The sequence below is a fragment of the Pseudomonas sp. GGS8 genome, assembly GCF_024168645.1.
Lineage (GTDB): Bacteria > Pseudomonadota > Gammaproteobacteria > Pseudomonadales > Pseudomonadaceae > Aquipseudomonas.
The window spans coordinates 931,252-958,242 of record NZ_JALJWF010000001.1; the positions used below are offsets into that span (position 1 = coordinate 931,252).

The window sequence follows — 26,991 nt, forward strand, 5'->3', positions numbered from 1 at the left end:
CGATGCCTGAATGAGTTCTAAACCAAATAGCCGGATCACCAAAAAAGACCGGCATTAAAAAAAGAAAGAAAGGAGCTTCACACATGAAACTGAGCAGCACCGCGTTATTGGCCTTGGCCATCAGCAGCGTGACCGCCACGGCTTACGCAGAATCCCAGAGTCAGGCGTTCACCCCGGTTACCGTGAATGAGAAAAGCGCCCAAAGCGAAGCCACTGGCTTTGTCGAAGGCCAATCGATCACCGGCAGCACGCGTAACTGGTACGCCAACGAGCACTTCAAGCGGGGCGCGACACTCAGCTACCATCAGAATGGTGAAACTCGCCAGACTGACCGTCGCATCAACTGGCTGCAAGGCACGATCATCAAGTACAACTCGGGCTTCACTGAAGGCACCGTCGGCTTCAGCACCGAAGTTGCGGCTTACAACGCCATAGCCCTGGATCGCGATCGCAAAGACCTGGCCTCCAATAACGGCGGTGCGCCGACCACGCGTCCTGGCGCGGGCAACAACCGTACGCTGACCAAGGAAGGCGGCGACGCCGTCGGCCAGTGGAGCAAACTGGGCCTGGCCAACGTCAAGGCCCGTATCTCCAATACCACGCTGACCGCCGGTCGCCAGAACTTCAGCAGCCCGCAGGTAGACGTTATCGGTAACCGTGCCCTGCCTTCGAGCTTCGAGGGTGTGACCCTGCACAGTGAGGAGCTGAAAAACCTGACCTTCGACCTCGGCACTTTCGACCGCAACTCTCCGCGTACCGAACAAAGCCAGCGCAAGTTCCGCTCCGAATACGGCGACACCCATGCCGAAGCCGATCACGTCAATACTGCCGGTATCACCTACCAGCCGTTCGCCAGCCTGACCACCAGCCTCTGGGGCACCCAGGCCGAAGACCTGTGGAATCAGTACTACTTCGGCGCCACCCATATACTGGGCGACAGCCAGGTCCTGAGCCTGACCACTGGCCTGAACTACTACAAAACCGTGGACGAAGGTAAAGCCAAGCTCGGCGAAATCGACAACGACACCTACTCCCTGTCATTCGGACTGACCCACCAGGCCCACAGCCTGACCTTCTCGTACCAGGAAGTGAACGGTAACGAGTACTTCGACTACCTGCACGAAACCAACGGCATCTATCTGGCCAACTCCCTGCTGTCGGACTTCAACGGCCCGAACGAGAAGTCCTTCCAGATCGCCTATGGTCTGAACATGGCCGAATACGGCGTACCCGGCCTGAAGTTCAACATCTACCAGGCTCGCGGCTGGGGTATCGACGGTACTCACTACAACAGCACCGGATACACCGATGTGAAGGCGATGGACGGCGAGCACCACTACGAATACGGCATCGGCGCTTCGTACGCGGTACAGAGCGGCCCACTCAAGGCCACGGCTATCCGCGCGACCTACACCGCGCACCGTGCCAGCGAAAACCAGGCCGATGGCAGCCTCAACGAGTTCCGTCTCGTGACCACCATCCCGTTCAACATTTTGTAAAACGCACGCCGGCGGCTGACTCATGACGAGTCGGCCGTTCGGTTTTTTCCTGTTCAACCGATTGCAGAGGGTTCTTGATGAAAATGCTTCCCCTACGAGCAGCCATCGCTGCCGCGTTGCTGAGTGTCGCTGTTGGCGTCTCGGCCAAACCCTTGGTGGTCTGTACCGAAGCCAGTCCGGAAGGCTTCGATATGGCCCAGTACACGACTGCAGTCACAGCCGACGCAGTGGCCGAAACCATCTTCAATCGCCTGGCGGACTTCAAGCCCGGCACCACTGAAGTGATTCCGGCGCTGGCCGAATCCTGGGACATCAGCGAAGACGGCCTGACCTACACGTTCCACCTGCGCAAAGGCGTCAAGTTTCACACCACCGAATACTTCAAGCCGACCCGCGACATGAACGCCGACGACGTGGTCTGGAGCTTCCAGCGTCAGCTGGACCCGAATCACCCATGGCACAAGCTGTCGAGCGTGGGCTTCCCGTACTTTGAGAGCATGGGCTTCAAGGAACTGCTCAAACGCGTAGAGAAAGTCGACGACAACACGGTCAAGTTCACCCTGACCCGCCGCGAAGCGCCGTTCCTGGCCGACATCGCCATGGCCTTCTCCTCGATCTACTCCGCCGAGTACGCCGATCAACTGCTCAAGGCCAACAAGACCGGCGACCTGAACAACAAACCGGTCGGCACCGGCCCCTTCATCTTCCAGCGTTACGCCAAGGACGCCCAGGTGCGTTTCAAGGCCAACCCGGACTACTTCCGTGGCAAGCCACCGGCTGATGCGCTGGTCCTGGCGATTGCCACCGACAACAACGTGCGCCTGCAAAAGCTCAAGGCCAACGAGTGCCAGATCGCGCTGTATCCAAAACCGGATGACATCCCGAGCATCAAGAAAGACACCAACCTGAAGGTTGATGAGCTGAACGCGATGACCGTCTCCTATGTCGCCATGAACACCTCCCGCAAGTACATGAGCGACGTGCGGGTGCGCAAAGCCATCGACATCGCGTTCGACAAAGAGGCCTATGTCAACGCGCTGTTCGGCAAGGGCAATGCGACGGTGGCGGTCAACCCGTACCCGGACACCCTGCTGGGCTACAACCATAAACTGACCAACCCGCCTCGCGACCTCGACAAGGCTCGTGCCCTGCTCAAGGAAGCCGGGGTGCCGGAGGGCACCGTGTTCACCCTGTTCACCCGTAACGGCGGCGGCCCGACCAACCCTAATCCGATGCTCGGCGCACAAATGATGCAGGCAGATCTGGCCAAGGTCGGCATCAAGGTCGATATTCGTGTCATGGAATGGGGCGAAATGCTCAAGCGCGCGAAGAACGGCGAGCACGATATGGTGTCCGCCGGTTGGGCAGGCGATAACGGCGACCCGGATAACTTCCTGACGCCTATGCTCAGTTGTGAAGCGGCCAAGAACGGCGAAAACTACGCTCGCTGGTGCAATGAAAAGTTCCAGACGCTGATCGACGAAGCACGGGCGAAAGTGAACCCGGCCGAACGCACGGCGCTCTACGAACAGGCCCAGGACATTTTCAATCAGGATCAGCCATGGATCAGCATGGCGCACACCCGCATGTTCACTGCAATGCGCACCAACGTAGAGGGTTATCACATTAGCCCCCTCACCACTAATAACTTCGCCACCACCCAGGTGAAGTAGATAAGAAGCTCTCGGCATCGCTGACCCCAGCGATGCCGGGCACGCCTAACCGGCTGATGAGGTACCACACAAGATGTTTAGTTTTATTGCCCGCCGATTGGGGTTACTGATCCCCACGTTCTTCGGCATCACCTTGCTGACGTTCGCGTTGATCCGCATGATTCCTGGCGACCCCGTGGAAGTGATGATGGGCGAACGTCGGGTCGACCCCGAAATGCATGCTCAGGCAATGGAACGCCTAGGTCTGAACAAACCGCTGTATGCCCAATACCTGGATTACATTGGCAAACTGGCCCACGGCGATCTCGGCGAATCCTTGCGTACCCGTGAAAGCGTCTGGACCGAGTTCAGCTCTCTATTCCCCGCGACCCTGGAACTGGCCTCGGCCGCCCTGTTGTTCGCCGGCATCCTGGGCCTTCTGGCCGGGGTGATCGCGGCACTCAAGCGAGGGTCCCTGTTCGATCATGGAGTGATGGGTATCTCCCTGGCGGGATACTCGATGCCGATCTTCTGGTGGGGCCTGATCCTGATCATGTTCTTCTCGGTGAGCCTGGGCTGGACTCCGGTGTCCGGGCGGATCGACCTGCTCTACGACATCGAGCCGCGCACCGGCTTCATGCTCATCGATACGTTGCTGGCCGACGACGTCGGGGCGTTCTTCGATGCCCTGCATCACCTGATCCTGCCAGCCATCGTGCTCGGCACCATCCCGCTGGCGGTGATCGCGCGGATGACCCGTTCATCGATGCTCGAAGTGCTGCGTGAAGACTACATCCGTACCGCCCGCGCCAAAGGGCTGTCGCCGGCGCGCGTGGTGTTCGTGCACGGCCTGCGCAATGCGCTGATTCCGGTACTGACGGTGGTCGGCCTGCAAGTCGGCACGCTGCTGGCCGGCGCGGTCCTGACCGAAACCATCTTCTCCTGGCCCGGCATCGGCAAATGGCTGATCGAAGCCATTGGCGCACGGGACTATCCCGTGGTGCAGAACGGCATCCTGTTAATCGCCTGCCTGGTGATTCTGGTCAACTTCGTAGTGGACATCCTCTACGGCTTTGCCAACCCACGCATCCGTCATCAGCGCTGAGATCAAGACCATGACCACTCTCACTACACCGGTAGCAGTCGATCAAAGCCTGCTGTATCCGTCGCCCTACAAAGAATTCTGGCATGCGTTTTCCAGGAACAAAGGGGCCGTCGCCGGCCTGATGTTCATGCTGCTGGTGATTTTCTGCGCGATCTTCGCCCCATGGGTCGCACCGCATAACCCGAGCGAACAGTACCGCGACTTTCTGCTGACCCCGCCCTCCTGGCTGGAAAGCGGGCATATCCAGTTCCTGCTGGGTACCGATGAACTCGGTCGTGACCTGCTGTCGCGTTTGATTCACGGCTCGCGCCTGTCCCTGCTGATCGGCTTGTCATCGGTGGTGATGTCGCTGATTCCAGGCATCCTGATGGGACTGTTCGCCGGGTTCTTCCCGCGCGTGCTTGGCCCGACCATCATGCGTCTGATGGACATCATGCTGGCCCTGCCGTCCCTGCTGCTGGCCGTAGCGATCGTCGCCATCCTCGGCCCAGGCCTGATCAACACCATTATTGCCATCGCCGTGGTTTCGTTGCCGTCCTATGTTCGTCTGACCCGCGCCGCGGTGATGGGCGAATTGAACCGCGACTACGTGACCGCCGCGCGCCTGGCCGGTGCCGGTCTGCCTCGCCTGATGTTCGTCACCGTGCTGCCCAACTGCATGGCGCCGCTGATTGTTCAGGCCACCTTGAGTTTCTCCTCGGCGATTCTCGATGCCGCGGCACTGGGCTTCCTCGGCCTTGGCGTACAACCGCCAACCCCTGAGTGGGGCACCATGCTGGCTTCGGCTCGCGACTACATCGAACGCGCCTGGTGGGTGGTGAGCTTGCCTGGTTTGACCATTTTGCTCAGCGTGCTGGCAATCAACTTGATGGGCGACGGCCTGCGCGATGCGCTGGACCCGAAACTCAAGAACGCCGCCTGAGGAGATTCAAATGTCACTGTTAGAAATCAAGAATCTCAACGTTCGCTTCGGCGACAAGAACGCCGTTCCGGTGGTCGACGGTCTCGACATTACCGTGGAAAAAGGCGAAGTGCTGGCCATCGTCGGCGAATCGGGTTCAGGCAAGTCCGTGACCATGATGGCGCTGATGGGCCTGATCGAGCATCCGGGGATCGTCACCGCCGACGCCCTGAATTTCGATGGCAAGAACATGCTCAAGCTCAGCAACCGTCAACGTCGGCAAATCGTCGGCAAAGACCTGGCCATGGTCTTCCAGGACCCGATGACCGCGCTGAACCCGAGCTACACCGTGGGCTTCCAGATCGAAGAAGTGCTGCGCCTGCACCTGAAAATGTCCCGGAAGGACGCTCGCAAGCGCGCCATCGAACTGCTGGAAAAAGTGGAAATCCCCGGCGCCGCCAGCCGTATGGACGCCTACCCGCATCAACTCTCCGGCGGCATGAGCCAGCGTGTTGCAATCGCCATGGCGATTGCCGGCGAACCAAAACTGCTGATCGCCGACGAACCGACCACGGCACTGGACGTCACGATTCAGGCGCAAATCATGGACCTGCTACTGGCCCTGCAAAAAGAACAGAACATGGGCCTGGTGCTGATCACTCACGACCTCGCGGTCGTGGCCGAAACCGCCCAGCGCGTGTGCGTGATGTACGCCGGCCAAGCGGTTGAAGTCGGTCAGGTGCCACAACTGTTCGACATTCCGGCGCACCCGTACAGCGAAGCGCTGCTCAAGGCCATTCCAGAACACAGCCTGGGTGCTGCGCGCCTGTCAACGCTACCGGGCATCGTTCCCGGTCGTTACGACCGTCCGCAAGGTTGCCTGCTGTCGCCGCGCTGCCCGTACGTGCAAGACAATTGCCGCACCCAGCGTCCGGCCCTTGACCCGAAAAGCAACAGCCTCGCCCGCTGCTTCTACCCGTTGAACCAGGAGGTGGCGTAATGGCCGTCGTACTTACCGCCCGCAACCTGACCCGTCACTACGAAGTGTCCCGTGGCCTGTTCAAGGGCCATGCGACCGTGCGCGCCCTTAACGGTGTGTCGTTCGAACTGGAAGCCGGCAAGACCCTCGCTGTCGTGGGTGAGTCCGGTTGCGGCAAATCCACCCTGGCCCGTGCCCTGACGCTGATCGAAGAGCCTTCCTCCGGCTCGTTGAAAATCGCTGGGCAGGAAGTCGCCGGCGCCGACAAGGCTCAGCGCAAGCAACTGCGCAAAGATGTGCAGATGGTGTTCCAGAGCCCGTACGCGTCGTTGAATCCACGGCAGAAAGTCGGTGATCAGCTTGCAGAGCCATTATTGATCAACACCAACCTCAGTGCCGCAGAACGCCGCGAGAAGGTCCAGGCGATGATGAAGCAGGTGGGCTTGCGTCCCGAGCACTACCAGCGTTATCCGCATATGTTCTCCGGCGGTCAGCGCCAGCGCATCGCCCTGGCCCGCGCGATGATGCTGCAACCGAAAGTGCTGGTGGCGGACGAACCGACCTCGGCGCTGGACGTATCGATCCAGGCCCAGGTGCTGAACCTGTTCATGGATTTGCAGCAGGAATTCAACACCGCCTACGTGTTCATCTCCCATAACCTGGCGGTGGTGCGTCACGTCGCCGATCACGTGATGGTGATGTACCTCGGCCGCCCGGTGGAAATGGGCCCGAAAGAGGACATCTACACCCGTCCCCTGCACCCCTACACCCAGGCGCTGTTGTCGGCGACGCCGACCATTCACCCGGATCCGGACAAGCCGAAAATCAAGATCGTCGGCGAACTGCCGAACCCGCTGAACCCGCCGTCCGGCTGCGCTTTCCACAAGCGCTGCCCGTACGCGACCGAGCGCTGTGCCATCGAAGAGCCGGCCCTGCGCCTGCTCGACACACGCCAGGTGGCTTGCCACTACGCCGAGCAGTTCCTCGACGGCGCGGCATAAAAATGTGGGAGCAAGCCCCCCAGGCTCGCTCCCACAAGGATATTTGACCTGTTCACCAACCCCTTCTGCCTCGATTGCGCATCAGTCAGGCAGACGGGGTTTTCTTTTGCCTGTCATTCAGGCTCAAGTGTCGTCTTCTTTGCTGTCTGAGTCGTCGGAGGTCGAGTCGTCATCCTCCGAGCTGTCCGATTCCGATGCGGCGAGCATCAGCTCGCCGTGCACGCCTTGCCCGCTCCAGGCCTGCTCATCATGGTTCGTACACTCCGCCCACGCCGCTGACGTGCCGAGGGATAGCATCACCAAAACCTTCAGCAGCAATACTATGCGTTGAACAATGCTCATAGCCGATTCCATCCTTTCTTGGGTGAAGTATGGGTGCCGGAATGGCGCAGAGAGAAATTTAGCGCGATTCTCCAGATAGGACGCTAACGAAGGTCGGGAAATGCCATGAGAAAGAAGATTGGTTTCGAATAATGCCTATAGCCAGATCAACTAAGTGATGCGGGCTCGCTGCGCACGGAAGGAAGAACCCTGTTATACCCGGACAACCGAGTCGCTTCGGTGCGGCACACAGCCCGGACAAAAAAAGCCCCGAGGCTCGCGCATCGGGGCTTTGGGGTTTGCAACTCAGCGCTTAGTGATGCTCACGCGTTGCACGGAATTTCACGTCCGGCCAGCGTTCTTCCATCAGTGCCAGGTTGACCCGGGTCGGGGCCAGGTAGGTCAGGTGACCGCCGCCGTCGAGGGCGAGGTTTTCCACGGCCTTGTTGGTGAATTCCTCAAGCTTCTTCTTGTCGCCGGACTCGATCCAGCGCGCGGAATACACGGTGATCGGCTCGTAGGAGCACTCGACCTTGTATTCCTCTTTCAAACGGCTGGCGACCACATCGAACTGCAGCACACCGACGGCGCCGAGAATGATGTCGTTGCTGCGCTCGGGGAAGAACACCTGGGTGGCGCCTTCTTCGGCCAGTTGCTGCAAGCCTTGACGCAGTTGCTTGGATTTCAGCGGATCACGCAGGCGTACGCGGCGGAACAGTTCCGGGGCGAAGTGCGGGATGCCGGTGAAACCCAGGGCTTCGCCTTCGGTGAAGGTGTCGCCGATCTGGATGGTGCCGTGGTTGTGCAGGCCGATGATGTCGCCGGCGAACGCTTCTTCCAGTTGCTCACGCTCGGAGGAGAAGAAGGTCAGCGCGTCGCCGATCCGCACGTCCTTGCCGGTGCGCACATGGCGCATCTTCATGCCCTTTTCGTATTTGCCGGAGCAAATGCGCATGAAGGCAATGCGGTCGCGGTGTTTCGGGTCCATGTTCGCCTGGATCTTGAACACGAAACCGCTGAACTTCTCTTCCACTGGCTCGACGGTGCGCTCGTTGGCGACACGGGCCAGCGGTTTTGGTGCCCAATCGACCACAGCGTCGAGCACGTGATCGACACCGAAGTTACCCAACGCGGTACCGAAGAACACCGGTGTCAGTTGGCCGTCGAGGAATTCCTGTTGATTGAATTCATGGCAGGCGCCCTGCACCAATTCCAGCTGCTCGATGAAACGCTCGTACTCGTCACCCAAGTGCGCGCGCGCTTCATCGGAATCGAGCTTCTCGATGATTTTGGTTTCGGTGCGCTCATGACCGTGGCCGGCGGTGTAGACGATGATGTAGTCGTCGGCGAGGTGATAAACACCCTTGAAGTCGCGGTAGCAACCGATCGGCCAGGTGATCGGCGCGGCCTTGATCTTCAGGACTGCCTCGATTTCGTCGAGCAGTTCGATCGGGTCACGGATGTCACGGTCGAGTTTGTTGATGAAGCTGACGATCGGCGTGTCACGCAGACGGCAGACGTCCATCAGGGCGATGGTCCGTGGTTCTACACCCTTACCGCCGTCGAGGACCATCAATGCCGAGTCCACCGCCGTCAGGGTGCGGTAAGTATCTTCGGAGAAGTCTTCGTGGCCCGGGGTGTCGAGCAGGTTGATCATGTGGTCGCGATACGGGAACTGCATGACCGACGTGGTAATGGAAATACCCCGTTGTTTTTCCATTTCCATCCAGTCGGAGGTGGCATGGCGGTCGGACTTGCGAGATTTCACCGTGCCGGCTACCGCAATCGCCTTGCCCATCAGCAAGAGCTTCTCGGTGATGGTGGTCTTACCGGCATCGGGGTGGGAAATAATGGCGAAAGTGCGGCGTTTCGCGACTTCGGCGGCCTGTTTGGTCATGGGAAATCGCCTGGCGGTGATTCAAAAAAGGGCGGCGAGTATAGCTTAAAAAGTGATCTACGGACCACCGTTCACCCGTGTAGCAGCTGCCGAGCCCGCGAGGCTGCTACAGGGGCAAAACGGGATGCGGGGTGGCTAAATGCTGTTAATTATGGAACCTTTTAAAAGGTGGAGGCGTCCACTCCCCTGTTACGGCACTCGTACCAGGGGCTGAAAAATCAGCAAGTTAGCCTGACGAGGCTGCGCTTATGGCTCTATCTCATGCGGTTTCATCAGCATGAAGAGCTGCTTCTCGCGAACGTTATTTTCCCGGCAGCCAGGCATGGCATTGCCACTCGGGATTGCGTTTGCCGACAAAGAAAAAAGGAGTCCGCCTGTGGCTATTCGCTATGGCAAAGGGCTGACAGGAGGTGCGGTTGTCGTCGCCCTTCTGGCCCTGCTGGTCCACTGGATTGGCATCAACACGATCGAACAGTACCGCGACGATTTGTTGTTTTACCTGCAAGCTCATCTGATTCTCGTCCTCGTTTCCATGCTGGCCGCCCTTGTAGTGGGCATACCCGCCGGTATCTTCCTCAGCCGCCCGACCATGGTTGGACGCGCCGAACGCTTCATGCAGATCTTCAACATCGGCAATACCGTGCCGCCCCTTGCCGTACTGGCCATCGCCCTGGGCATCCTCGGCATTGGTAGCGGCCCGGCAATCTTCGCTTTGTTCCTGGCCTCGCTGCTACCGATCGTGCGCAACACCTATGAAGGGCTGAAAAACGTCCAGGGTTCGCTCAAGGAAGCCGCCGTCGGCATCGGCATGACCCCGACTCAGGTGCTGTGGCGGGTCGAATTGCCGAACGCCGTGCCGATCATCATTGGTGGTGTGCGTGTAGCGCTGGCGATCAACGTCGGGACTGCGCCGCTGGCGTTCCTGATCGGCGCCAACAGTCTGGGCAGCCTGATTTTCCCCGGCATCGCCCTGAACAATCAGCCGCAACTGCTGCTCGGCGCGGCCTGCACCGCCCTGCTGGCCTTGCTGCTCGACGGTCTGGTGACACTCGCCAGCCGCCTCTGGCTCGAACGCGGCCTACGCCCGTCTTAAGCCTCGGCAAAGGAATTAACATGAAAAAAGTCTGCTTATTTTTAGGCTGCGTTCTGCTGTTCGCAGGAATCGCCCAAGCCGCTGAAAAACCCGTGATCCGCATTGGCGCCCGGGTGTTCACCGAACAAACCCTGCTGGCGGAAATCACCTCCCAATACCTGCGCACCAAGGGTTACGACACTCAGGTGACCGGCGGTCTGGGCAGCAACCTGGCTCGCAGCGCCCACGAAAGTGGCCAGTTGGACCTGATGTGGGAATACACCGGTGTGTCGCTGGTGGCTTACAACCACGTCACCGAGAAGCTCGACAGCGCGCAGTCTTACGCCCGGGTGAAAGAACTCGACGCGAAAAAAGGCCTGATCTGGCTGACCCCGTCGAAGTTCAGCAACACCTACGCCCTCGCCCTGCCGGAAAACACCGCGAAGGCTTATCCGCAGATCAACACCATGAGCGAGCTGAACACGGTGTTGCAGGCTGAAGCGAAGACCAATCACCTCGTGGCACTGGACACCGAGTTCGCCAACCGTTCCGACGGTCTGGACGGCATGGTCGACCTCTACAACATGAACCTGACCCGCAACAACATCCGCCAGATGGATGCCGGGCTGGTCTACACCGCCCTGCGTAACGGCCAAGTGTTCGCCGGTCTGGTCTACACCACCGACGGTCGCTTGAACGCCTTCAAACTCAAGTTGCTCGAAGACGACAAGCATTACTTCCCGGATTACACCGCCGCGCCGGTGGTGCGCCAGGCCTACCTCGATGCCCACCCGAAACTCGCCGAAGAGCTCAAGCCACTGGCCGAACTGTTCGACGACGCCACCATGCGCCAGCTCAATGCGCGGGTCGATGTCGATCACGAAAGCCCTTCATCCGTTGCCGCCGATTTCCTGCGCCAACATCCACTGCTGTCTGTTCAATAAGGCAGAGGAGAAAAAGACATGGAATTTCTCAACGCCTTTTCCCATCTCGATTGGCCGCTAGTGCTGCACCTGACCTGGCAGCACATAACCTTGGTTGGCATCGCGGTAACGCTGGCGATCCTGGTCGGCGTGCCGCTGGGCATCCTGATGACGCGCTTCCCGACACTCGCCGGCCCGTTGCAAGCCAGCGCCACGGTGTTGCTGACCGTGCCGTCGATTGCGCTGTTCGGCCTGCTGCTGCCGTTCTACTCGAAATTCGGCCAGGGCCTGGGCCCGATGCCCGCGATCACCGCGGTGTTTCTGTACTCGCTGCTACCGATCATGCGTAACACCTACCTGGCGTTGACCGGCGTCGAACCGGGCATTCGCGAAGCCGCACGCGGCATCGGCATGACCTTCGGCCAGCGTCTGCGCATGGTCGAACTGCCGATTGCCGTGCCGGTGATCCTCGCCGGTGTCCGCACCGCCGTAGCGATGAACATCGGCGTGATGACTATCGCCGCGACCATCGGCGCCGGTGGCCTCGGTGTGCTCATCCTCGCTTCCATCAGCCGCAGCGACATGTCGATGCTGATCGTCGGCGCGGTGCTGGTCAGCCTTCTGGCCATCTTCGCCGACCTGCTTCTGCAATGGCTGCAACGCACGCTGACTCCAAAAGGACTCCTGAAATGATCGAACTTCAAAACCTCAGCAAAACCTTTCAAAGCAACGGCAAAGATGTGAAAGCCGTGGACTCGGTGAGCCTGACCGTCAATGAAGGCGAGATCTGTGTGTTCCTCGGGCCATCGGGCTGCGGCAAGAGCACCACGCTGAAAATGATCAACCGGTTGATCAAACCGACTTCGGGCAAGATCCTGATCAACGGCGAAGATACCACCGACCTCGACGCCGTGACCCTGCGTCGCAACATCGGTTATGTGATCCAGCAGATCGGTCTGTTCCCGAACATGACCATCGAGGAAAACATCACCATCGTTCCGCGCCTGCTGGGTTGGGACAAACAGAAATGCCATGACCGCGCCCGCGAGTTGATGAGCATGATCAAGCTGGAGCCCAAGCAGTATCTGACCCGCTACCCCCGTGAATTGTCCGGCGGCCAACAACAGCGGATCGGCGTGATTCGCGCGCTGGCGGCGGATGCGCCGCTGTTGTTGATGGATGAACCGTTCGGCGCGGTCGACCCGATCAACCGCGAAATGATCCAGAACGAGTTCTTCGAGATGCAACGGGCGCTGAACAAGACCGTGATCATGGTCAGCCACGACATCGACGAGGCCATCAAGCTCGGCGACAAGATCGCGATCTTCCGCGCCGGCAAACTGTTGCAAATCGACCACCCGGACACCCTGCTCGCGCACCCGGCGGACGACTTTGTCAGCAACTTCGTCGGCCAGGACAGCACGCTCAAGCGCCTGTTGCTGGTGAAGGCTGAAGATGCGGCGGACAACGCGCCGTCGGTGAGCCCGGAAACCCCGGTGGCCGAAGCCCTGGAATTGATGGACGAACTGGACCGGCGCTACGTGGTGGTGACCTGTGCCGAGAACAAGGCCTTGGGCTACGTGCGCCGTCGCGACCTGCATCGCCAGACAGGCACCTGCGCGCAATACCTGCGCGAGTTCAACGCCACCGCGGCGTACGACGAGCATTTGCGCATCCTGCTGTCGCGCATGTACGAGTTCAACCGCTCGTGGCTGCCGGTGATGGATGCGGAGCGGGTGTTCCTTGGCGAAGTGACCCAGGAATCGATTGCCGAATACCTGAGCTCCGGTAAGTCCCGTGGGGGCAAGACCAGCATTGTTTCGCCTGCCGAGGCTGCTGTCGCCTGATATGACCCTGTGGCGAGGGGGCTTGCCCCCGTTGGGCCGCGAAGCGGCCCTGAAACCAGAGAACGTAATTGTTCTGATATACCGAGTACTCTGGTTCTACGACTGCTGCGCAGCCGAACGGGGCGGTGCGGCGTTCACAAGCCCCCTCGCCACAAAGGCAGTGCAAATCCCTTCAAAATTCCTCATTCGGGGAACATCACACTGTCACGCAGGTCGGTTACATCAGTAGCTGTCAGGGACCGCACGACGGAAGCGTGCAAAAACGCGACATTTTTTGTTGATCTCAAGCCCCTCACGCCCTAAAGTTCGCGCCGAACGTCCATGCTGGAAACGATCCATCCGGCTCAAGTACTGACGACGAGACAGCAAGGCCAAGGGAAGCACCGCCTCCCATGGCCTTTTTGCTTTCGGCGACATGCCTTGGGAAGTAGGCGAACCAAAGTGGGGATACGGAGGGCGTTCATTTGCACCCATTGATAATTTCAGTTTGCCAGTAGGAGTTCCCAGCATGTCGATCAACGTCGAAGACTATTTCGCGCGCGAAACCTTCCAGAAAATGAAGGCCTTCGCCGACAAACAAGAAACCCCGTTCGTGGTGATCGACACCGCGATGATCGCCCAGGCCTATGACGACCTGCGTGCCGGTTTCGAATTCGCCAAGGTCTACTACGCGGTCAAGGCCAACCCGGCCGTGGAAATCATCGACCTGCTCAAAGCTAAAGGCTCGAGCTTCGACATCGCCTCGATCTATGAGCTGGACAAAGTGCTGAGCCGTGGCGTCAGCGCCGACCAGATCAGCTACGGCAACACCATCAAGAAATCGAAAGACATTCGTTACTTCTACGACAAAGGCGTTCGCCTGTACGCCACCGACTCCGAAGCCGACCTGCGCAACATCGCCAAGGCAGCTCCAGGCTCGAAAGTCTACGTACGTATCCTGACTGAAGGCTCGACCACGGCCGACTGGCCTTTGTCGCGCAAATTCGGCTGCCAGACCGACATGGCCATGGACCTGCTGATCCTCGCTCGCGACCTGGGCCTGGTGCCATACGGCATCTCGTTCCACGTCGGTTCGCAGCAGCGCGACATCAGTGTCTGGGACGCGGCAATCGCCAAGGTCAAAGTGATCTTCGAACGCCTGAAAGAAGAAGACGGCATCCACCTGAAGCTGATCAACATGGGTGGCGGCTTCCCGGCCAACTACATCACCCGCACCAACAGCCTGGAAACCTACGCTGAAGAAATCATCCGCTTCCTCAAGGAAGACTTCGGCGACGACCTGCCGGAAATCATCCTGGAGCCGGGCCGTTCGCTGATCGCCAACGCCGGTATTCTGGTCAGCGAAGTGGTACTCGTGGCGCGTAAATCCCGTACCGCTGTAGAGCGATGGGTGTACACGGATGTGGGCAAGTTCTCTGGCCTGATCGAAACCATGGACGAAGCCATCAAGTTCCCGATCTGGACCGAGAAGAAAGGTGAGATGGAAGAAGTGGTCATCGCCGGTCCAACGTGCGACAGCGCCGACATCATGTATGAAAACTACAAGTATGGTTTGCCGCTGAACCTGGCCATTGGTGATCGTTTGTACTGGTTGTCGACCGGTGCCTATACCACCAGTTACAGCGCGGTTGAATTCAATGGCTTTCCGCCGTTGAAGTCGTTTTACGTTTAACCAAACTCGCTTGCGCAAAAAGGCCCATGATTGCTCATGGGCCTTTTTTTATGCTTTTGACCAGATTTTAAGCTGCTCGGATAGCACATCTATCTCTGCGACAGAGAGGCTAATACCGCTCAACTTCAACACCAAACCACCTAAATTCATTTTCATATTACGCGCGATCAACTCTCGGCCAGCGGACTCCGAAAAATACCGAAGCCCAAACAAAAAATCATTCATGTTATTGATTGCCGAAGAAGCTTGACGGTAAATCTTCTCTAATTCTACCCACTGTGCCTTCGGTGTCATTTGTTTCATTCCCGGCAAAAACACCCCGCCACGGAAATTATAATTATCAAGCTTTGTCTGGCCTGTGTGGCATCGACACATATCCAATGCCAGCGTATCGATAAAATTGAAAAAGATAGTATGAATATCCAGGTGCAACTCTCGCACCTGATTCTTTACTTCTCCCACATCGGACCCAAGATAGATCAAACGGAGCGCCAACTCGTGCAATAGTCCGTCGACATTCGTCGGGGGCAGAGCGATAAACTTATCCGAGGCGAATAATGTAAATTTCCGATGATCAAGGCTATTAACGGGCATTCGCATACCCTTACCTGGTGCGTCTTTGATCGCCGTACGCAACTCTTCGAAAAAAACACTCACATCAGATATAACATTGTCACATTGACGATCAAGTTTCTGGACTTCACTGGCCAGTCTACTTAAATAGCCCACACTAAATGAAGACAACACCTTCAGCTTTGCGTCATCGGGTGGTGCGACCAATGTATGGCCCTGCTGTCTCCATGTCGCTGAAGCATTATTCATCAGGTCCAGTACAGGAGGCAGCAAAACAAGGAAATCCAAATAATTCTTGAGGTATACAAAATGGTGACGCTGAAGTAGAAAACCAAACATATCACCTCCTACAATCCAAGTTTCTATGCGTGCGGGGATCAGACAGTCGAACGACTCTAAACTGCCTGACCCATTGTGGCGGTCAGGTTTAAACACCGGACAGCACAGTTCAGCAATGCCTACGCTTACACAAGGCAATAACGTGCTCGTTATGACTTGGAGAGGGGGGACAAATAGTCGATAAAGATTGAAGCTTCTTTTTGGAAGGCTGCACTGTAGTCATCTTCATCGGAAAACTCATCGAACCCCATCGATGCTACAAATAGCTCAAATGACTGAACAGCTTTCAAATATTCAGCAACGTATACGCTGCGTTGATCTTCAATGAGATGAGCAGCTTGAATGAATTTGACCTTTTCATCAGCCGCTGTCTGTTTACTTTTTTCGGATTGGATGCGATTTAAAAGCTCATCGATTCTCGCTTGAACTGTGTCTGAGCCTCTGATCATGTCGATAAATCGTAATCCGGCGCCAATATCTTCAATGGCCTTTTTAACCGTTTCAATCGCGAATTTAACCAATTCAAGTTCTGTTGGTTTCATTCCTAACTCGAGTAGCTTATCGATAGTCAAGGCAACGTCTTTGCCGATCTTTTCAATGCCTGCTTTTTCTATCGCTTCGATAGCATCGGAAATAGTATTTTTTTCGCTTTGAGATTGACTTAACGCAACCTGAAGTTGCTCAATCATTTCCAGATGACTTTCTTTGTCTTTTTCCAACCCAGCGATGTATCCCGTCGTTGTGGTTTTGTCAAAAACCCTGCTGACTTCGCGCGCTTGTTTTCGGATATTTTTTGTTATTTCTTCCGTTTTAACAATGGCTTTTTTTAGCTGGCGATTTCGCTCCTGCAAAAACTCTTCGATGATTTCGATATCATTTTCGCCTCCAGCTTCATTCGCCAAGTTAGCTTCAATAGCCATCAACATATTTCGGTTGGTTTTTAGCTCATTCGAGGCCTGAAGGGCTGCAGCTGTCAATTTCTCCCCGCAGCTGTCTATATTTCGCACCAGCTGGACACAGCTATCTTTCAACGCGGGGAGGTATTGTTGACGCGTAAAAATCGCCTTCGCGGTTGTCAACTCAGTGTTCATCTTCGATAGACTGCTCTTCATTAAAACAAGGTCAGCCTCCGGATAAGTATTCCCAGTAAAAATCTCCATTACTCCTGCGCTCCTTGCAGTGATTCCGCCAATATATTCTTCATCCGCTTCCTTAAAAATTTCGTTCAACGAGCGTGCGTCATTTACAATTTCCTTCCATGGACTAACGACGTTTGCAAAATGCAAGTTAAACATCCGGAATCGCATCGCGTCGGTGATCTCCCCGGCTGCCTCATGCGAGTTGGAGACATACAAATGAAGAACATTCCACGTGTGCCTCAGGTTTTTGGTCGCCACGTCAGCATGCACAGCAGCAAAGTCCAGATCTTGTAACTTAAGCTCTACCACTTTCAACCTGGCGAGTGTTTGATTTTTATTATCCAACACTGCAAGCGCACGGCTTTGTGCCTCTTTCAAGGCGTCCCGTTCTTTACGTATGGCCTCGGCTTCGACACCATAGTAGATAGACATGCCTAAACCGAATATATTAAGCGTTGCTGCAGAACCGAGCGACTTTTCGACAAGCGCTTTGTATTGTGTATTCTTTTCAGCGATCTGTGCTGCGAGTTTTGAGGTCTCGGCATCAAGATCTTTGATATCCTGCGGGTAACGGTTAGTCGAGATCAACTCCAGACGGTACTTGATTTCGGGCAGAACCGTGAGCCGAAGTTCATTACCGAAACTGTCCAGGTCTACTTTTATTTGCTCAACGTTATCAAGATTCCCTGCGATATCTTTTTTTATTTCGTTCAACACGTACTTAAAATCAACAATCGTATCTTCACCCAGTGAAAGATCAGGAAAATCATCACCGAGGTCGCGCTTAAGCCTATCAAGGTCTTCGAGTGTTTTGATATTATGTTCTTTCAGGACGCCTGACGCTACCAACTCATCCTCAAACTTAACCATCTGAATACCATAGTTCCCCATTCTGGCACCAAACACTCTTAGATGTTCACTCGTCAACATAACTCTCGAACGAATATCAGACCATTTCATTGCATGTTTTCTGGTCGTAGAGAACGTTTGTAAAAAATCTTCCGCCTTTAATCCTTTACCGCCATCTTCGCCTGCACCAAAGCGTAAATAATCAATCACCGCCTGAAGGGTATAGGGAAGTTGCAACCCCAGCGCCTCATATTTCCTCAGGTTTACAATTTCCGTTTTAGTCAACAACAGCCCGGACTCTCGGGTCGCGACTTCCATCATACTGCCCAATCTTGCCAGCGGCTTACTGATCGAGGCATTCACCATGGTGACGGGCACTACAGCGGCAAGCTCAGCAATCTGTACAACACTCGCGTTCTTTAAAGCATCTTCCCACAATAAATTATCAGTCATAATTATTCCATTAATTACAAGAGCGAGGCTTAATATCTGCAAAATGCAGAAAGCTCATGACAGGCATCAAAATGTCTGCACATCGAAACTACCGAAAACAAACAAAGCCAGTCAAGACAGAACCAAAACACAACTAAAACCAAACACTACCAACAATCAGCTACATTAACCCTTCAACATTTTTGGCAATAACCAACACTTGCCATGCGACGCACGCTCACTCTATAAACCTACTTGGTTATTAATTTTACTGGTTCGGGTACAGGCACAGCCTCAGGATTTAGAAAATCCCGGCGGGGGTGTGGTTTTACTTTAGTTTTAATGGCACACCAGAATGTGCCTGGCGTGGTTGAGAGCGAGGGACAGTCAAGATTGAGCGTTAGTCAATTGTTCCGCTCGTTGCCGATAAGCGTGTGACAGTTGTCGAATCGCTGGATTTTGGGCATTAAGTAATGCCTCGCTGCTTACACGCAGGAAGCTCGAGTGTCCTTTGCTCATCGCTTTCCCTAACCAGGTAAGGGCTTCGTCGATGCGCCCCACCTCTGCCAGCACTGAGCCGTAACTGAACTGCCCGCGGAAATCGTCTCCTTCCGCTGAGCGTCGATACCAGTCAAATGCAGCCACAGGGTCAGCATCACAAAACCGCCCTTCTTCCAGATAACGACCGAGCAGGTTCATGGACTTGGCGTGCCCCAGTTCGGCCGCCTGTCGATACAGCCTCAGGGCTTGCGACTGATCGACCATCCCCCCTCGCCCCGTCGCCAGCAGGTTGGCGTAGTTGTACATCGCCCAATCGAGACAGGCTTCAGCAGCGATTCGATAATGCCGTGCGGCAATCGCAATATCAGCGGCACAACCCCAGCCATGTTCATGGCAACGGCCGAGCATGTTGCGCGCCATCAGATGCCCACGCCGGGCGGCGATTTCGAACCAGCGCACGGCCAGCGGTCGATCCAGCGCAATGCCCTGCCCATCCAGCAGAATCTGCCCCAGCAAGGCCTGGGCATCCAGCACACCTTCACGGGCGGCGATCAGAATCGCCTGGGCTGCGCGCGCCGGGCTTTCTTCCAGCATGGCCTTGAGGCGATCACCGTCGAGGACTTCCTCGCGGCGCAATTGATAACTCATACCTCGACCCAGCGACGCAACAAGTTGTGATAGGTGCCCGTCAGGCGGATCAGCGAAGGATGGTCGGGCATGTCCTGGGTCAGCTGTTGAATCGCCCCGTCCATCTCGAACAGCAAGGCACGCTGGCTGTCATCGCGGACCAGGCTTTGGGTCCAGAAAAACGACGCGTAGCGGGTTCCACGCGTGACGGCGTTGACCTTGTGCAGGCTGGTGCCGGGATACAGGACCATATCGCCGGCCGGCAACTTCACTCGCTGGGTGCCGAAGGTGTCCTGGATTTCCAGCTCGCCACCGTCGTAGTCCTCCGGTTCACTGAAGAACAGCGTCGCCGACAGGTCGGTGCGCACCCGCTCGACGCTGCCCTTGGGCTGACGCACGGCATTGTCGATGTGGAAGTCGAAACTGCCACCAGCCGTGTAACAGTTCAGCAACGGAGGGAAGACCTTGTGCGGTAATGCCGCTGACATGAACTGCGGTTTTTTCCACAGCCGTTCGAGCATCGCCGCACCGATTTCCTTGGTCAACGGATGTCCTTCAGGCAGTTGCAGATTGTGCTTGGCCTTTGCCGACTGATAACCGGCGGTAATTTTGCCATCGGCCCAATCCGCCTGCGCCAAGGCTTCGCGGATGCGCTGCACTTCTTCTTTCGCGAACACGCCGGGAATGTGCAGCAACATGGAAAGACACCTGAAGGCAAAGGGGAGCCAATGGTATTGATTCTTATTACCGATGTAAAACCCGAGAGACGAATGAAACCGCAAAAACCGTAAAGGTAAATTGTAAAGAATGTAAATTCATCTCGAATAGCAATGCTTCGCAATTGATACAGATACTTATTTACTCTACATTCCGCGGCCTCAAATCCTTGGGGAGGGGAATTCACATGTCACGCCAACAACCACAATCAACGGTCAGTTCACCACGCTTGCTCGTGTCTGCAATTGGCGTGGCGATCACCGCCGGCTCTGCGGGCCACATGGTTTTCGCGGCCGAGAAGACCGACGAAAAAGCACCCGGCAATGCGATATCCCTGGACGCCACCAGCGTTGTAGGCGAGCAGGATGACACCTCCTACCAGACCGATACCTCGGCCTCCAAGAAGTACACCGCGCCACTGCGCGAGACGCCGAAAAGCGTCACCGTGATCCCGCAACAAGTGATTCGCGACACCGGCGCCACCAGCCTGGTCGACGCCCTGCGCACCACCCCGGGCATCACCTTTGGTGCCGGCGAGGGTGGCAACCCGGCCGGTGATCGTCCGATCATTCGTGGTTTCAACGCCGAAAGCGACGTGTTCATCGACGGCATGCGCGACGTGGCGTCCCAGAGCCGCGAGATCTTCAACGTTGAATCGATCGAAGTCAGCAAGGGGCCGGGGTCGGCCTTCACCGGCGCCGGTTCCACCGGTGGCAGCCTGAACCTGGTGAGCAAGACCGCCAAGCTGGGCAACGCCTACAACGGCGGCTTTACCTGGGGCTCGGACCAGACCAAGCGCACCACCCTCGATCTGAACCAGCAGATGACCGACACCTCGGCGTTCCGGCTGAACCTGATGAAGCACGAAGCCAACGTCGCCGGGCGTGATGCCGTGGACGTCAGCCGCTGGGGCGTGGCCCCCTCCTTTGCCTTCGGCCTGGGCACCGATACCCGCTTGACCGTCGGCTACTACCACGTCGAAACCGATGACATGCCCGACTACGGCATCCCGTTGACCGTGAGCCCCAACCGCAGCAAGTACAACGTCGACAAGCCGGCCAACGTTAACCGCGACAACTTCTACGGCCTCACCAGTCGCGACTATCGCCAGACCAGCAACGACAGCGGCACGATCAAGATCGAACACGATCTGAACGATAGCCTGACCGTGTCGAACAGCTTCCGCATGTCCCGTTCGACCCTGGATTACATTGTCACCAACCCAGACGACAGTAAGGGCAACGTGGCCAACGGCAGTGTCTACCGTGGCGCGAAGAGCCGTAATTCAACGTCCAGCGGCTGGATCAACCAGACCGACCTGAGCGCCAAATTCAACACCGGCGCCATCGAGCACAGCCTGGTGAGCGGACTGGAGTTTTCCTATCAGGACACCCACAACCGCCCGTACCTCCTGACCTCCAGCGCCAGCGGCACCCGGTGCAACCGTGCCCTGTTCAACTCCGGCGACTGCACCAGCCTGTACAACCCGACGCCTGGGGATAACTGGATTGGCACGATCACCGACAGCAACGCCTTCACCGACACCGACACCAAGACCGCTGCGGCCTACGTGTTCGACACCTTGAAGTTCAACGAGCAATGGTCCCTGAACCTAGGCCTGCGTTATGACAACTATCAGGTCGAATCCAGCGGCTTCGCCAACGCCAGCAGCACGGCTCCCGCGGGCAGTTTCTCCCGGCAGAACACCAGCGACCTGCTGAACTACCAGATCGGCGTGGTCTACAACCCGCTGCCAAATGGCAGCCTCTACGCCGCCTACTCGACGTCCAGCAACCCGGCCGGCGAAACCAGCGGCAACGGTGGCCTGGAACTGGCCGCGAACAACAGCACTCTGGACCCGGAAAAGAACCGCAACTACGAGATCGGCACCAAGTGGGACTTCTTCGGTGACGACCTGTCGCTGACCGCCGCGCTGTTCCGCACCGAGAAAACCAACGCGCGTATCAACGATCCGGATGGCGGCACCACCCAAGTGCTGGACGGCGAACAGCAGGTCAACGGCCTGGAACTGACCTACACCGGCAAGCTGACCCGTAACTGGCGAGTCTTCGGCGGCTACACCTACATGGACAGCGAAGTGGTCAAAACCACCCTCGCCGCCGATGAAGGCAACCACATGCCAAGCACCCCACGGAACAACTTCACGTTCTGGTCGACCTACGACCTGGTACCAGACAAGTTGACCGTCGGTGCCGGTGCGACCTTCGTCGATTCCCAGTTCGGCAACGTCGCCAACTCGGTGGAGATCCCGTCCTACTGGCGTTACGACGCGATGGCCAGCTACCGCCTGACCAAGAACGTCGACCTGCAACTCAACGTACAAAACCTGGCCGACAAGCGTTACTTCGACCAGGTATTCCAGACGCACTACGCCCATGTGGCGCCGGGGCGCACTGCCCTGCTGAGTGCCAACTTCCACTTCTGATAACAGAAGCGTGAAGGCCAAAGCTCTCTGGCAAAAGCCCCGCTCATCAAAGTGAGCGGGGTTTTTGCGTGTAAAAAAGAATGCTTCTCGACAACTCACGGCATAATGCGCGCCGTGATGATGACTTTTGAACGAACAAGGCGAGCGACGTGTTGAAGAAATCCCTGTTCCAGTTGCACTGGTTTTTCGGCATCAGCGCCGGACTGGTCCTGGCCCTGATGGGCATTACCGGGGCGGCCGTATCGTTTCAGGATGAAATCCTGCGGGCGCTGAACCCCTCTGTGCTGCACGCCGAGAAGCAGATCGCCGGCGTGCTGCCACCGGCCGAACTGGTGGAAAAAATCGAAGGTGCTTCGGGCAAGACCGTCTCGATGCTCTGGGTCGAGACCGATAGCGGCAACGCCGCGCGGGTGATCTTCACGGCGCCGCCAGGTGAACGTCGCGGGCAGATGCGCTACTTCGACCCGTACACCGCCGAGTTCATGGGCGAGGTCACAGGTCAGGACTTCTTCGCCCTGATGCTGCAACTGCACCGCTTCCTCGCCATGGGCGATACCGGTCGGCAGATCACCGGTGCCTGTACGCTGATTCTGCTGTTCTTCTGCCTGTCCGGCCTGTACCTGCGCTGGCCGCGCCAGTGGAAAAGCTGGCGCGCCTGGCTGACGCTGGACTGGAAGAAAAAGGGCCGCAGCTTCAACTGGGACCTGCACTCAGTGGCCGGCACCTGGTGCCTGCTGTTCTACCTTTTGGCGGCGCTGACCGGGTTGTCCTGGTCGTACGAGTGGTACAACAAAGGCCTGACTAGGCTGCTTTCCGATTCGCCGCAAAACGAGCGGGTCCGCAATGGTCGCGGCCCCGCGCCCAGCGGCCCGGCCCCTACCGCCGATTACGCCGCCATGTGGAGCAGCATCTACAGCGCCGCCGGCCCTGGTCTTTCGTCCTACAACGTTCGGATGCCGCCAGTGGCCGGACAACCGGCAACCGTGTTCTACCTGCTGAAGGATTCGCCCCACGACCAGGCGCGGAACCAGATCACCCTCGATCCGGTGACCGGCGCCATCAGCCGTCATGACCGTTACAGCGACAAGAGCCTCAAGGCGCAGTTGCTGACCAGCATCTATGCACTGCACGTCGGCAGTTATTTCGGGATGGTCGGGCGAATCATCCTGACCATCGCCGCGCTGAGCATGCCGCTGTTTTTCGTCACGGGCTGGTTGCTGTACCTGGACCGTCGGCGCAAGAAACGTCAGATCAAGGATGCCCGTAAAGGCCTTGAGCAACCGGGTAGCGACGCACCGGCATGGCTGATCGGCTTCGCCAGCCAGAGCGGGTTTGCCGAGCAGCTCGCCTGGCAGACTGCCGGGCAATTACAGGCCGCCGGATTACCGGTGAAGGTTCAGCCGCTGGCCAATGTCAGCGAACAGGACCTGCGAGATTCCAGCAACGCACTGTTTGTGGTCAGCACCTTCGGCGACGGCGAAGCGCCGGACAGCGCCCGCGGTTTCGAACGCAAGGTGCTGGGTCGTATGCTGAGCCTCGAAAGCCTCAACTATGCCGTGCTCGGCCTCGGCGACCGCCAGTATCAACACTTCTGCGGCTTCGCCCGTCGCTTGCACACCTGGCTCGGCGAGCACGGCGGCAAGACCTTGTTCGCCCCGGTGGAAGTCGACAGCGGCGACCCCTACGCCCTGCGTCACTGGCAACAGCAACTCGGTCTGCTGACTGGCCAGGCGCCGGTCGACACCTGGCAAGCGCCCAGTTACGACAACTGGACCCTGACCCGTCGCGAGCTGATGAACCCGGACAGCAGCGGTTCGCCCGTATATTTGCTGGGCCTCACTGCCCCCACTACCAGCAGTTGGCTGGCCGGTGATCTGGTGGAGGTGCTGCCGCGCAATGGCGCCTGGGCGATCGAGCATTTCCTCGATGGCCTGGGGATTGACGGTCGGGCCACGGTTGAACTCGATGGCCTGTCGCAAACTCTGGAGCAAGCCCTGGCCAGCCGCCAACTGCCCGAGAACCGCGCTCATCTGGTCGGCCTGCACGCGCAAGCGCTGGTGAACGCGTTGGTGCCGCTGGCCATGCGCGAATACTCCATCGCCTCGATCGCCGCCGACGGCGTGCTGGAATTGATCGTGCGCCAGGAACTGCACCCCGATGGCAGCCTGGGCATCGGTTCCGGCTGGTTGACCGAACACGTCCCGGTAGGTGCTCACATCAGCCTGCGGGTGCGGCGCAACAGTGGTTTCCATCTGCCGAACGAGGCGGTACCGATGATCTTGCTGGGCAACGGCACCGGGTTGGCCGGGTTGCGCAGCTTGCTCAAGGCACGGATTGCCGACGGGCAACAGCGTCACTGGTTGCTGTTCGGCGAGCGTAATCGCGAACACGATTTTCTGTGCCGTGCCGAGCTGGAAGAGTGGTTGATCAACGGTGATCTGACGCGTCTGGACCTGGCGTTTTCCCGCGATCAGGCCGAGAAAATCTATGTGCAGGATCGCCTGCGCGAGGCTGCCGGCGAGCTGAAGAAATGGCTGGCCGATGGCGCCGTGATTTACATCTGCGGCAGTTTGCAGGGGATGGCATCGGGGGTGGATCAGGTGCTTAACGACGTGCTGGGTGCGGATGAAGTCGAGCGTCTGATCGAACAAGGCCGCTACCGCCGCGACGTCTACTGACACCGTTGATCCCTGTGGGAGCGGGCTTGCCCGCGATGAGGCCATCACATCCAGCATCGATGTTGCTGACAGTCCGCAATCGCGGGCAAGCCCGCTCCCACACTATTTGATCGATGTCTGCTCAAACGATTGTTGCCAGCCTCAACCCGGCTGCAACTTACGCTCAAACACCCCCACCCCATCCAGATCCCGCAGCACAACGCTCAACTCCCCGGTCTGCCCATCGATATTCACCTCGCCAAAAAACTGAAACCCGGCAAATGGCGAGGTGTTCTGCGCCGGTGGAGCCTTCTGGAACACCACTTCGGGCCCGAAGGTTTTATCCAGCGTATTCGGCCCGAAGCTCCCCGCATTCAATGGCCCCGCGACAAACTCCCAGAACGGTTCGAAGTCCTGGAACGCCGCGCGATCAGGATGATAATGATGCGCCGCACAGTAATGCACATCCGCCGTCAGCCAGACGAAATTGCGCACCTGCTGCGCCCGCAGAAAGCCGAGCAATTCAGCGATCTCCAGTTCACGGCCCTGAGCCGGGCCCGGATCACCGTTGGCCACCGCCTCCCAACGCGCCACACCAGGGCTGACTTCGCCGTCGGGTACGCCGAGGCCGATGGGCATGTCGGCGGCGATGACTTTCCATTGAGCCTGAGAGCCTTTCAATTCACGTTTGAGCCAGTCCAATTGTTCGCGACCGAGGAACGGCTTGGCAGCACCGAGGTTGTCATCGTTGGCACCGCGATAACTGCGCATGTCGAGCACGAACACATCGAGCATCGGCCCATAACTCAACTTGCGATAAATCCGCCCGCCACCGTCGGCGCTCTGTAAACGCATCGGTGCATATTCGAGCCAGGCCTGCCGCGCGCGGCCCACCAGGCTGTGGATATCTTTGCTCTTGTAGCGATCATCCAGTTGCTTGCCCGGCGACCAGTTGTTCACCACTTCGTGGTCGTCCCACTGCCAGATCTGCGGCACTTCGGCGTTGAAGCGGCGGATGTTGTCGTCCATCAGGTTGTAGCGGTAATTGCCGCGATACTCGTCGAGGGTTTCGGCGACTTTGCTCTTGGCTTCGCTGGTGATGTTGCGCCACACCCGCCCGCTTTCGGTGGTCAGTTGCGCCGGCACCGGGCCATCGGCGTAGATGGTGTCGCCGCTGTGGATAAAGAAGTCCGGCAGACGCAGACGCATGGCTTCATAGATGCGCATGCCGCCGATGTCCGGATTGATGCCGAAGCCCTGGCCGACGGTATCGCCACTCCAGACAAACCGAATATCCCGCCGAGCGCTTGGCACACTGCGCAGATGACCGAACCAGGGTTCACTGGCGACACCGCTCTGGGCGTCCTCGAACGTCACGCGGTAGAAAATCGCCTGATCGGCGGGCAGGCCAGTGAGTTCGACCCGTGCGGTGAAATCGGTGCGGGCATCGGCCAGCGGCGAGACGAATCGACGTGGGTTGCTGAACAGGCTGCGCGTGTCCCATTCCACCACCATCCGCGCCGCACGGTCACTACGGCTCCAGATCATCGCCCGGTCACCCAACAGATCGCCGGACTGCACACCGTCGGTGAGTTGCGGCCGATCATTGACCGAAGCAATCACCGCCGGAGCCAGGCCGGGCAGCAATAGCCCGGCCCCGACAGCTTGCATGACACGACGGCGGCCGAGGTCGAATTCGCTCATGGTGCTCTCCCTGAAAAAGGGAAACTAAAGCATGGCGGTGTGAATCAGGCATGACAAAAAAATCAGCCAACACCACAAATCCTTTGTGGGAGCGAGCGTGCTCGCGATGCGGTCTGACAGCCAGCATCAATGCTGAAT

The 26,991-nt window shown here is 57.8% G+C and carries 20 protein-coding genes; 13 read left to right on the forward strand and 7 right to left on the reverse strand.

Features of this window, described 5'->3' with window-relative positions:
* Positions 1 to 83: 83 nt before the first annotated feature.
* The 6 genes from J3D54_RS04155 to J3D54_RS04180 all read left to right on the forward strand — a co-directional run bounded on the left by J3D54_RS04155 (position 84) and on the right by J3D54_RS04180 (position 7,137).
* On the forward strand, positions 84 to 1,499 hold the full coding sequence (locus tag J3D54_RS04155; protein ID WP_253416808.1) for an OprD family porin: 1,416 nt from the start codon (positions 84 to 86) through the stop codon (positions 1,497 to 1,499).
* A gap of 77 nt (positions 1,500 to 1,576) precedes the next feature.
* Complete coding sequence (locus J3D54_RS04160) at positions 1,577 to 3,172, forward strand: ABC transporter substrate-binding protein (RefSeq protein ID WP_253416809.1); 1,596 nt, start codon at positions 1,577 to 1,579, stop codon at positions 3,170 to 3,172.
* A gap of 73 nt (positions 3,173 to 3,245) precedes the next feature.
* A complete protein-coding gene (locus J3D54_RS04165; RefSeq protein ID WP_253416810.1) occupies positions 3,246 to 4,256 on the forward strand; it encodes an ABC transporter permease subunit in 1,011 nt (336 codons plus the stop codon).
* 10 nt (positions 4,257 to 4,266) lie between these two features.
* Complete coding sequence (locus J3D54_RS04170; RefSeq protein WP_064621194.1) at positions 4,267 to 5,178, forward strand: ABC transporter permease subunit; 912 nt, start codon at positions 4,267 to 4,269, stop codon at positions 5,176 to 5,178.
* A 10-nt stretch (positions 5,179 to 5,188) separates the two neighbouring features.
* Positions 5,189 to 6,157, forward strand: coding sequence for an ABC transporter ATP-binding protein (locus tag J3D54_RS04175; protein WP_253416811.1), 969 nt, complete (start codon positions 5,189 to 5,191; stop codon positions 6,155 to 6,157).
* On the forward strand, positions 6,157 to 7,137 hold the full coding sequence (locus tag J3D54_RS04180; RefSeq protein ID WP_253416812.1) for a peptide ABC transporter ATP-binding protein: 981 nt from the start codon (positions 6,157 to 6,159) through the stop codon (positions 7,135 to 7,137). The genes J3D54_RS04175 and J3D54_RS04180 overlap by 1 nt, the downstream gene beginning before the upstream one ends.
* Positions 7,138 to 7,260: 123 nt before the next feature.
* Here the strand turns inward: J3D54_RS04180 and J3D54_RS04185 are convergent, their stop codons facing one another.
* Positions 7,261 to 7,479, reverse strand: coding sequence for a hypothetical protein (locus J3D54_RS04185; RefSeq protein WP_253416813.1), 219 nt, complete (start codon positions 7,477 to 7,479; stop codon positions 7,261 to 7,263).
* Between the two features lie 292 nt (positions 7,480 to 7,771).
* Positions 7,772 to 9,355: a peptide chain release factor 3 gene (locus J3D54_RS04190; RefSeq protein ID WP_253416814.1), complete on the reverse strand. Its 1,584-nt coding sequence runs from the start codon at positions 9,353 to 9,355 to the stop codon at positions 7,772 to 7,774.
* A 376-nt stretch (positions 9,356 to 9,731) separates the two neighbouring features.
* On the opposite strand from J3D54_RS04190, the gene J3D54_RS04195 reads away from it, so the two are divergent.
* The 5 genes from J3D54_RS04195 to J3D54_RS04215 all read left to right on the forward strand — a co-directional run bounded on the left by J3D54_RS04195 (position 9,732) and on the right by J3D54_RS04215 (position 14,869).
* Positions 9,732 to 10,448, forward strand: a complete 717-nt coding sequence (locus tag J3D54_RS04195; RefSeq protein WP_192417399.1) for an ABC transporter permease — start codon at positions 9,732 to 9,734, stop codon at positions 10,446 to 10,448.
* 20 nt (positions 10,449 to 10,468) lie between these two features.
* Complete coding sequence (locus J3D54_RS04200; protein WP_253416815.1) at positions 10,469 to 11,371, forward strand: glycine betaine ABC transporter substrate-binding protein; 903 nt, start codon at positions 10,469 to 10,471, stop codon at positions 11,369 to 11,371.
* A gap of 18 nt (positions 11,372 to 11,389) precedes the next feature.
* Positions 11,390 to 12,043 carry an ABC transporter permease gene (locus J3D54_RS04205; protein WP_253416816.1) on the forward strand — a complete coding sequence of 218 codons (654 nt, stop codon included), beginning with the start codon at positions 11,390 to 11,392 and terminating at the stop codon, positions 12,041 to 12,043.
* Positions 12,040 to 13,197, forward strand: coding sequence for a betaine/proline/choline family ABC transporter ATP-binding protein (locus tag J3D54_RS04210; protein WP_253416817.1), 1,158 nt, complete (start codon positions 12,040 to 12,042; stop codon positions 13,195 to 13,197). The genes J3D54_RS04205 and J3D54_RS04210 overlap by 4 nt, the downstream gene beginning before the upstream one ends.
* A 508-nt stretch (positions 13,198 to 13,705) precedes the next feature.
* Entirely contained in the window at positions 13,706 to 14,869 is a 1,164-nt protein-coding gene (locus J3D54_RS04215; protein WP_253416818.1) for a type III PLP-dependent enzyme, read from the forward strand.
* A 48-nt stretch (positions 14,870 to 14,917) separates the two neighbouring features.
* On the opposite strand, the gene J3D54_RS04220 is transcribed toward J3D54_RS04215, so the two are convergent.
* From J3D54_RS04220 to J3D54_RS04235, 4 genes are all read right to left on the reverse strand, one after another.
* On the reverse strand, positions 14,918 to 15,781 hold the full coding sequence (locus tag J3D54_RS04220; RefSeq protein WP_253416819.1) for a hypothetical protein: 864 nt from the start codon (positions 15,779 to 15,781) through the stop codon (positions 14,918 to 14,920).
* 149 nt (positions 15,782 to 15,930) lie between these two features.
* Positions 15,931 to 18,222, reverse strand: a complete 2,292-nt coding sequence (locus tag J3D54_RS04225) for an alpha-xenorhabdolysin family binary toxin subunit A (protein ID WP_253416820.1) — start codon at positions 18,220 to 18,222, stop codon at positions 15,931 to 15,933.
* A gap of 366 nt (positions 18,223 to 18,588) precedes the next feature.
* The gene (locus J3D54_RS04230; protein WP_253416821.1) at positions 18,589 to 19,350 is read right to left on the reverse strand and encodes a tetratricopeptide repeat protein; all 762 of its coding nucleotides are present in this window, start codon (positions 19,348 to 19,350) and stop codon (positions 18,589 to 18,591) included.
* Positions 19,347 to 20,027 (reverse strand): Fe2+-dependent dioxygenase, encoded by a 681-nt coding sequence (locus J3D54_RS04235; protein WP_253416822.1) that lies wholly within the window; start codon positions 20,025 to 20,027, stop codon positions 19,347 to 19,349. Before J3D54_RS04235 ends, J3D54_RS04230 begins: the two co-directional genes overlap by 4 nt.
* Before the next feature lie 206 nt (positions 20,028 to 20,233).
* Here J3D54_RS04235 and J3D54_RS04240 point away from each other — a divergent pair, with 206 nt between their 5' ends.
* Together J3D54_RS04240 and J3D54_RS04245 are read left to right on the forward strand one after the other, a co-directional pair.
* Positions 20,234 to 22,492 (forward strand): TonB-dependent siderophore receptor, encoded by a 2,259-nt coding sequence (locus tag J3D54_RS04240; RefSeq protein WP_253416823.1) that lies wholly within the window; start codon positions 20,234 to 20,236, stop codon positions 22,490 to 22,492.
* A gap of 149 nt (positions 22,493 to 22,641) precedes the next feature.
* The gene (locus tag J3D54_RS04245; RefSeq protein ID WP_253416824.1) at positions 22,642 to 25,170 is read left to right on the forward strand and encodes a sulfite reductase flavoprotein subunit alpha; all 2,529 of its coding nucleotides are present in this window, start codon (positions 22,642 to 22,644) and stop codon (positions 25,168 to 25,170) included.
* Between the two features lie 141 nt (positions 25,171 to 25,311).
* On the opposite strand, the gene J3D54_RS04250 is transcribed toward J3D54_RS04245, so the two are convergent.
* Complete coding sequence (locus J3D54_RS04250; protein WP_253416825.1) at positions 25,312 to 26,853, reverse strand: alkaline phosphatase; 1,542 nt, start codon at positions 26,851 to 26,853, stop codon at positions 25,312 to 25,314.
* Between the last annotated feature and the right edge of the window lie 138 nt (positions 26,854 to 26,991).

Excerpts from the sequence above, each read along its gene's own strand:
- J3D54_RS04155 (WP_253416808.1), top strand. The coding sequence starts at position 84 with ATGAAACTGAGCAGCACCGCGTTATTGGCCTTGGCCATCAGCAGCGTG.
- J3D54_RS04160 (WP_253416809.1), top strand. The coding sequence starts at position 1,577 with ATGAAAATGCTTCCCCTACGAGCAGCCATCGCTGCCGCGTTGCTGAGT.
- J3D54_RS04165 (WP_253416810.1), top strand. The coding sequence starts at position 3,246 with ATGTTTAGTTTTATTGCCCGCCGATTGGGGTTACTGATCCCCACGTTC.
- J3D54_RS04170 (WP_064621194.1), top strand. The coding sequence starts at position 4,267 with ATGACCACTCTCACTACACCGGTAGCAGTCGATCAAAGCCTGCTGTAT.
- J3D54_RS04175 (WP_253416811.1), top strand. The coding sequence starts at position 5,189 with ATGTCACTGTTAGAAATCAAGAATCTCAACGTTCGCTTCGGCGACAAG.
- J3D54_RS04180 (WP_253416812.1), top strand. The coding sequence starts at position 6,157 with ATGGCCGTCGTACTTACCGCCCGCAACCTGACCCGTCACTACGAAGTG.
- J3D54_RS04185 (WP_253416813.1), bottom strand. The coding sequence starts at position 7,479 with ATGAGCATTGTTCAACGCATAGTATTGCTGCTGAAGGTTTTGGTGATG.
- J3D54_RS04190 (WP_253416814.1), bottom strand. The coding sequence starts at position 9,355 with ATGACCAAACAGGCCGCCGAAGTCGCGAAACGCCGCACTTTCGCCATT.
- J3D54_RS04200 (WP_253416815.1), top strand. The coding sequence starts at position 10,469 with ATGAAAAAAGTCTGCTTATTTTTAGGCTGCGTTCTGCTGTTCGCAGGA.
- J3D54_RS04205 (WP_253416816.1), top strand. The coding sequence starts at position 11,390 with ATGGAATTTCTCAACGCCTTTTCCCATCTCGATTGGCCGCTAGTGCTG.
- J3D54_RS04210 (WP_253416817.1), top strand. The coding sequence starts at position 12,040 with ATGATCGAACTTCAAAACCTCAGCAAAACCTTTCAAAGCAACGGCAAA.
- J3D54_RS04215 (WP_253416818.1), top strand. The coding sequence starts at position 13,706 with ATGTCGATCAACGTCGAAGACTATTTCGCGCGCGAAACCTTCCAGAAA.
- J3D54_RS04220 (WP_253416819.1), bottom strand. The coding sequence starts at position 15,781 with ATGTTTGGTTTTCTACTTCAGCGTCACCATTTTGTATACCTCAAGAAT.
- J3D54_RS04225 (WP_253416820.1), bottom strand. The coding sequence starts at position 18,222 with ATGACTGATAATTTATTGTGGGAAGATGCTTTAAAGAACGCGAGTGTT.
- J3D54_RS04230 (WP_253416821.1), bottom strand. The coding sequence starts at position 19,350 with ATGAGTTATCAATTGCGCCGCGAGGAAGTCCTCGACGGTGATCGCCTC.
- J3D54_RS04235 (WP_253416822.1), bottom strand. The coding sequence starts at position 20,027 with ATGTTGCTGCACATTCCCGGCGTGTTCGCGAAAGAAGAAGTGCAGCGC.
- J3D54_RS04240 (WP_253416823.1), top strand. The coding sequence starts at position 20,234 with ATGTCACGCCAACAACCACAATCAACGGTCAGTTCACCACGCTTGCTC.
- J3D54_RS04250 (WP_253416825.1), bottom strand. The coding sequence starts at position 26,853 with ATGAGCGAATTCGACCTCGGCCGCCGTCGTGTCATGCAAGCTGTCGGG.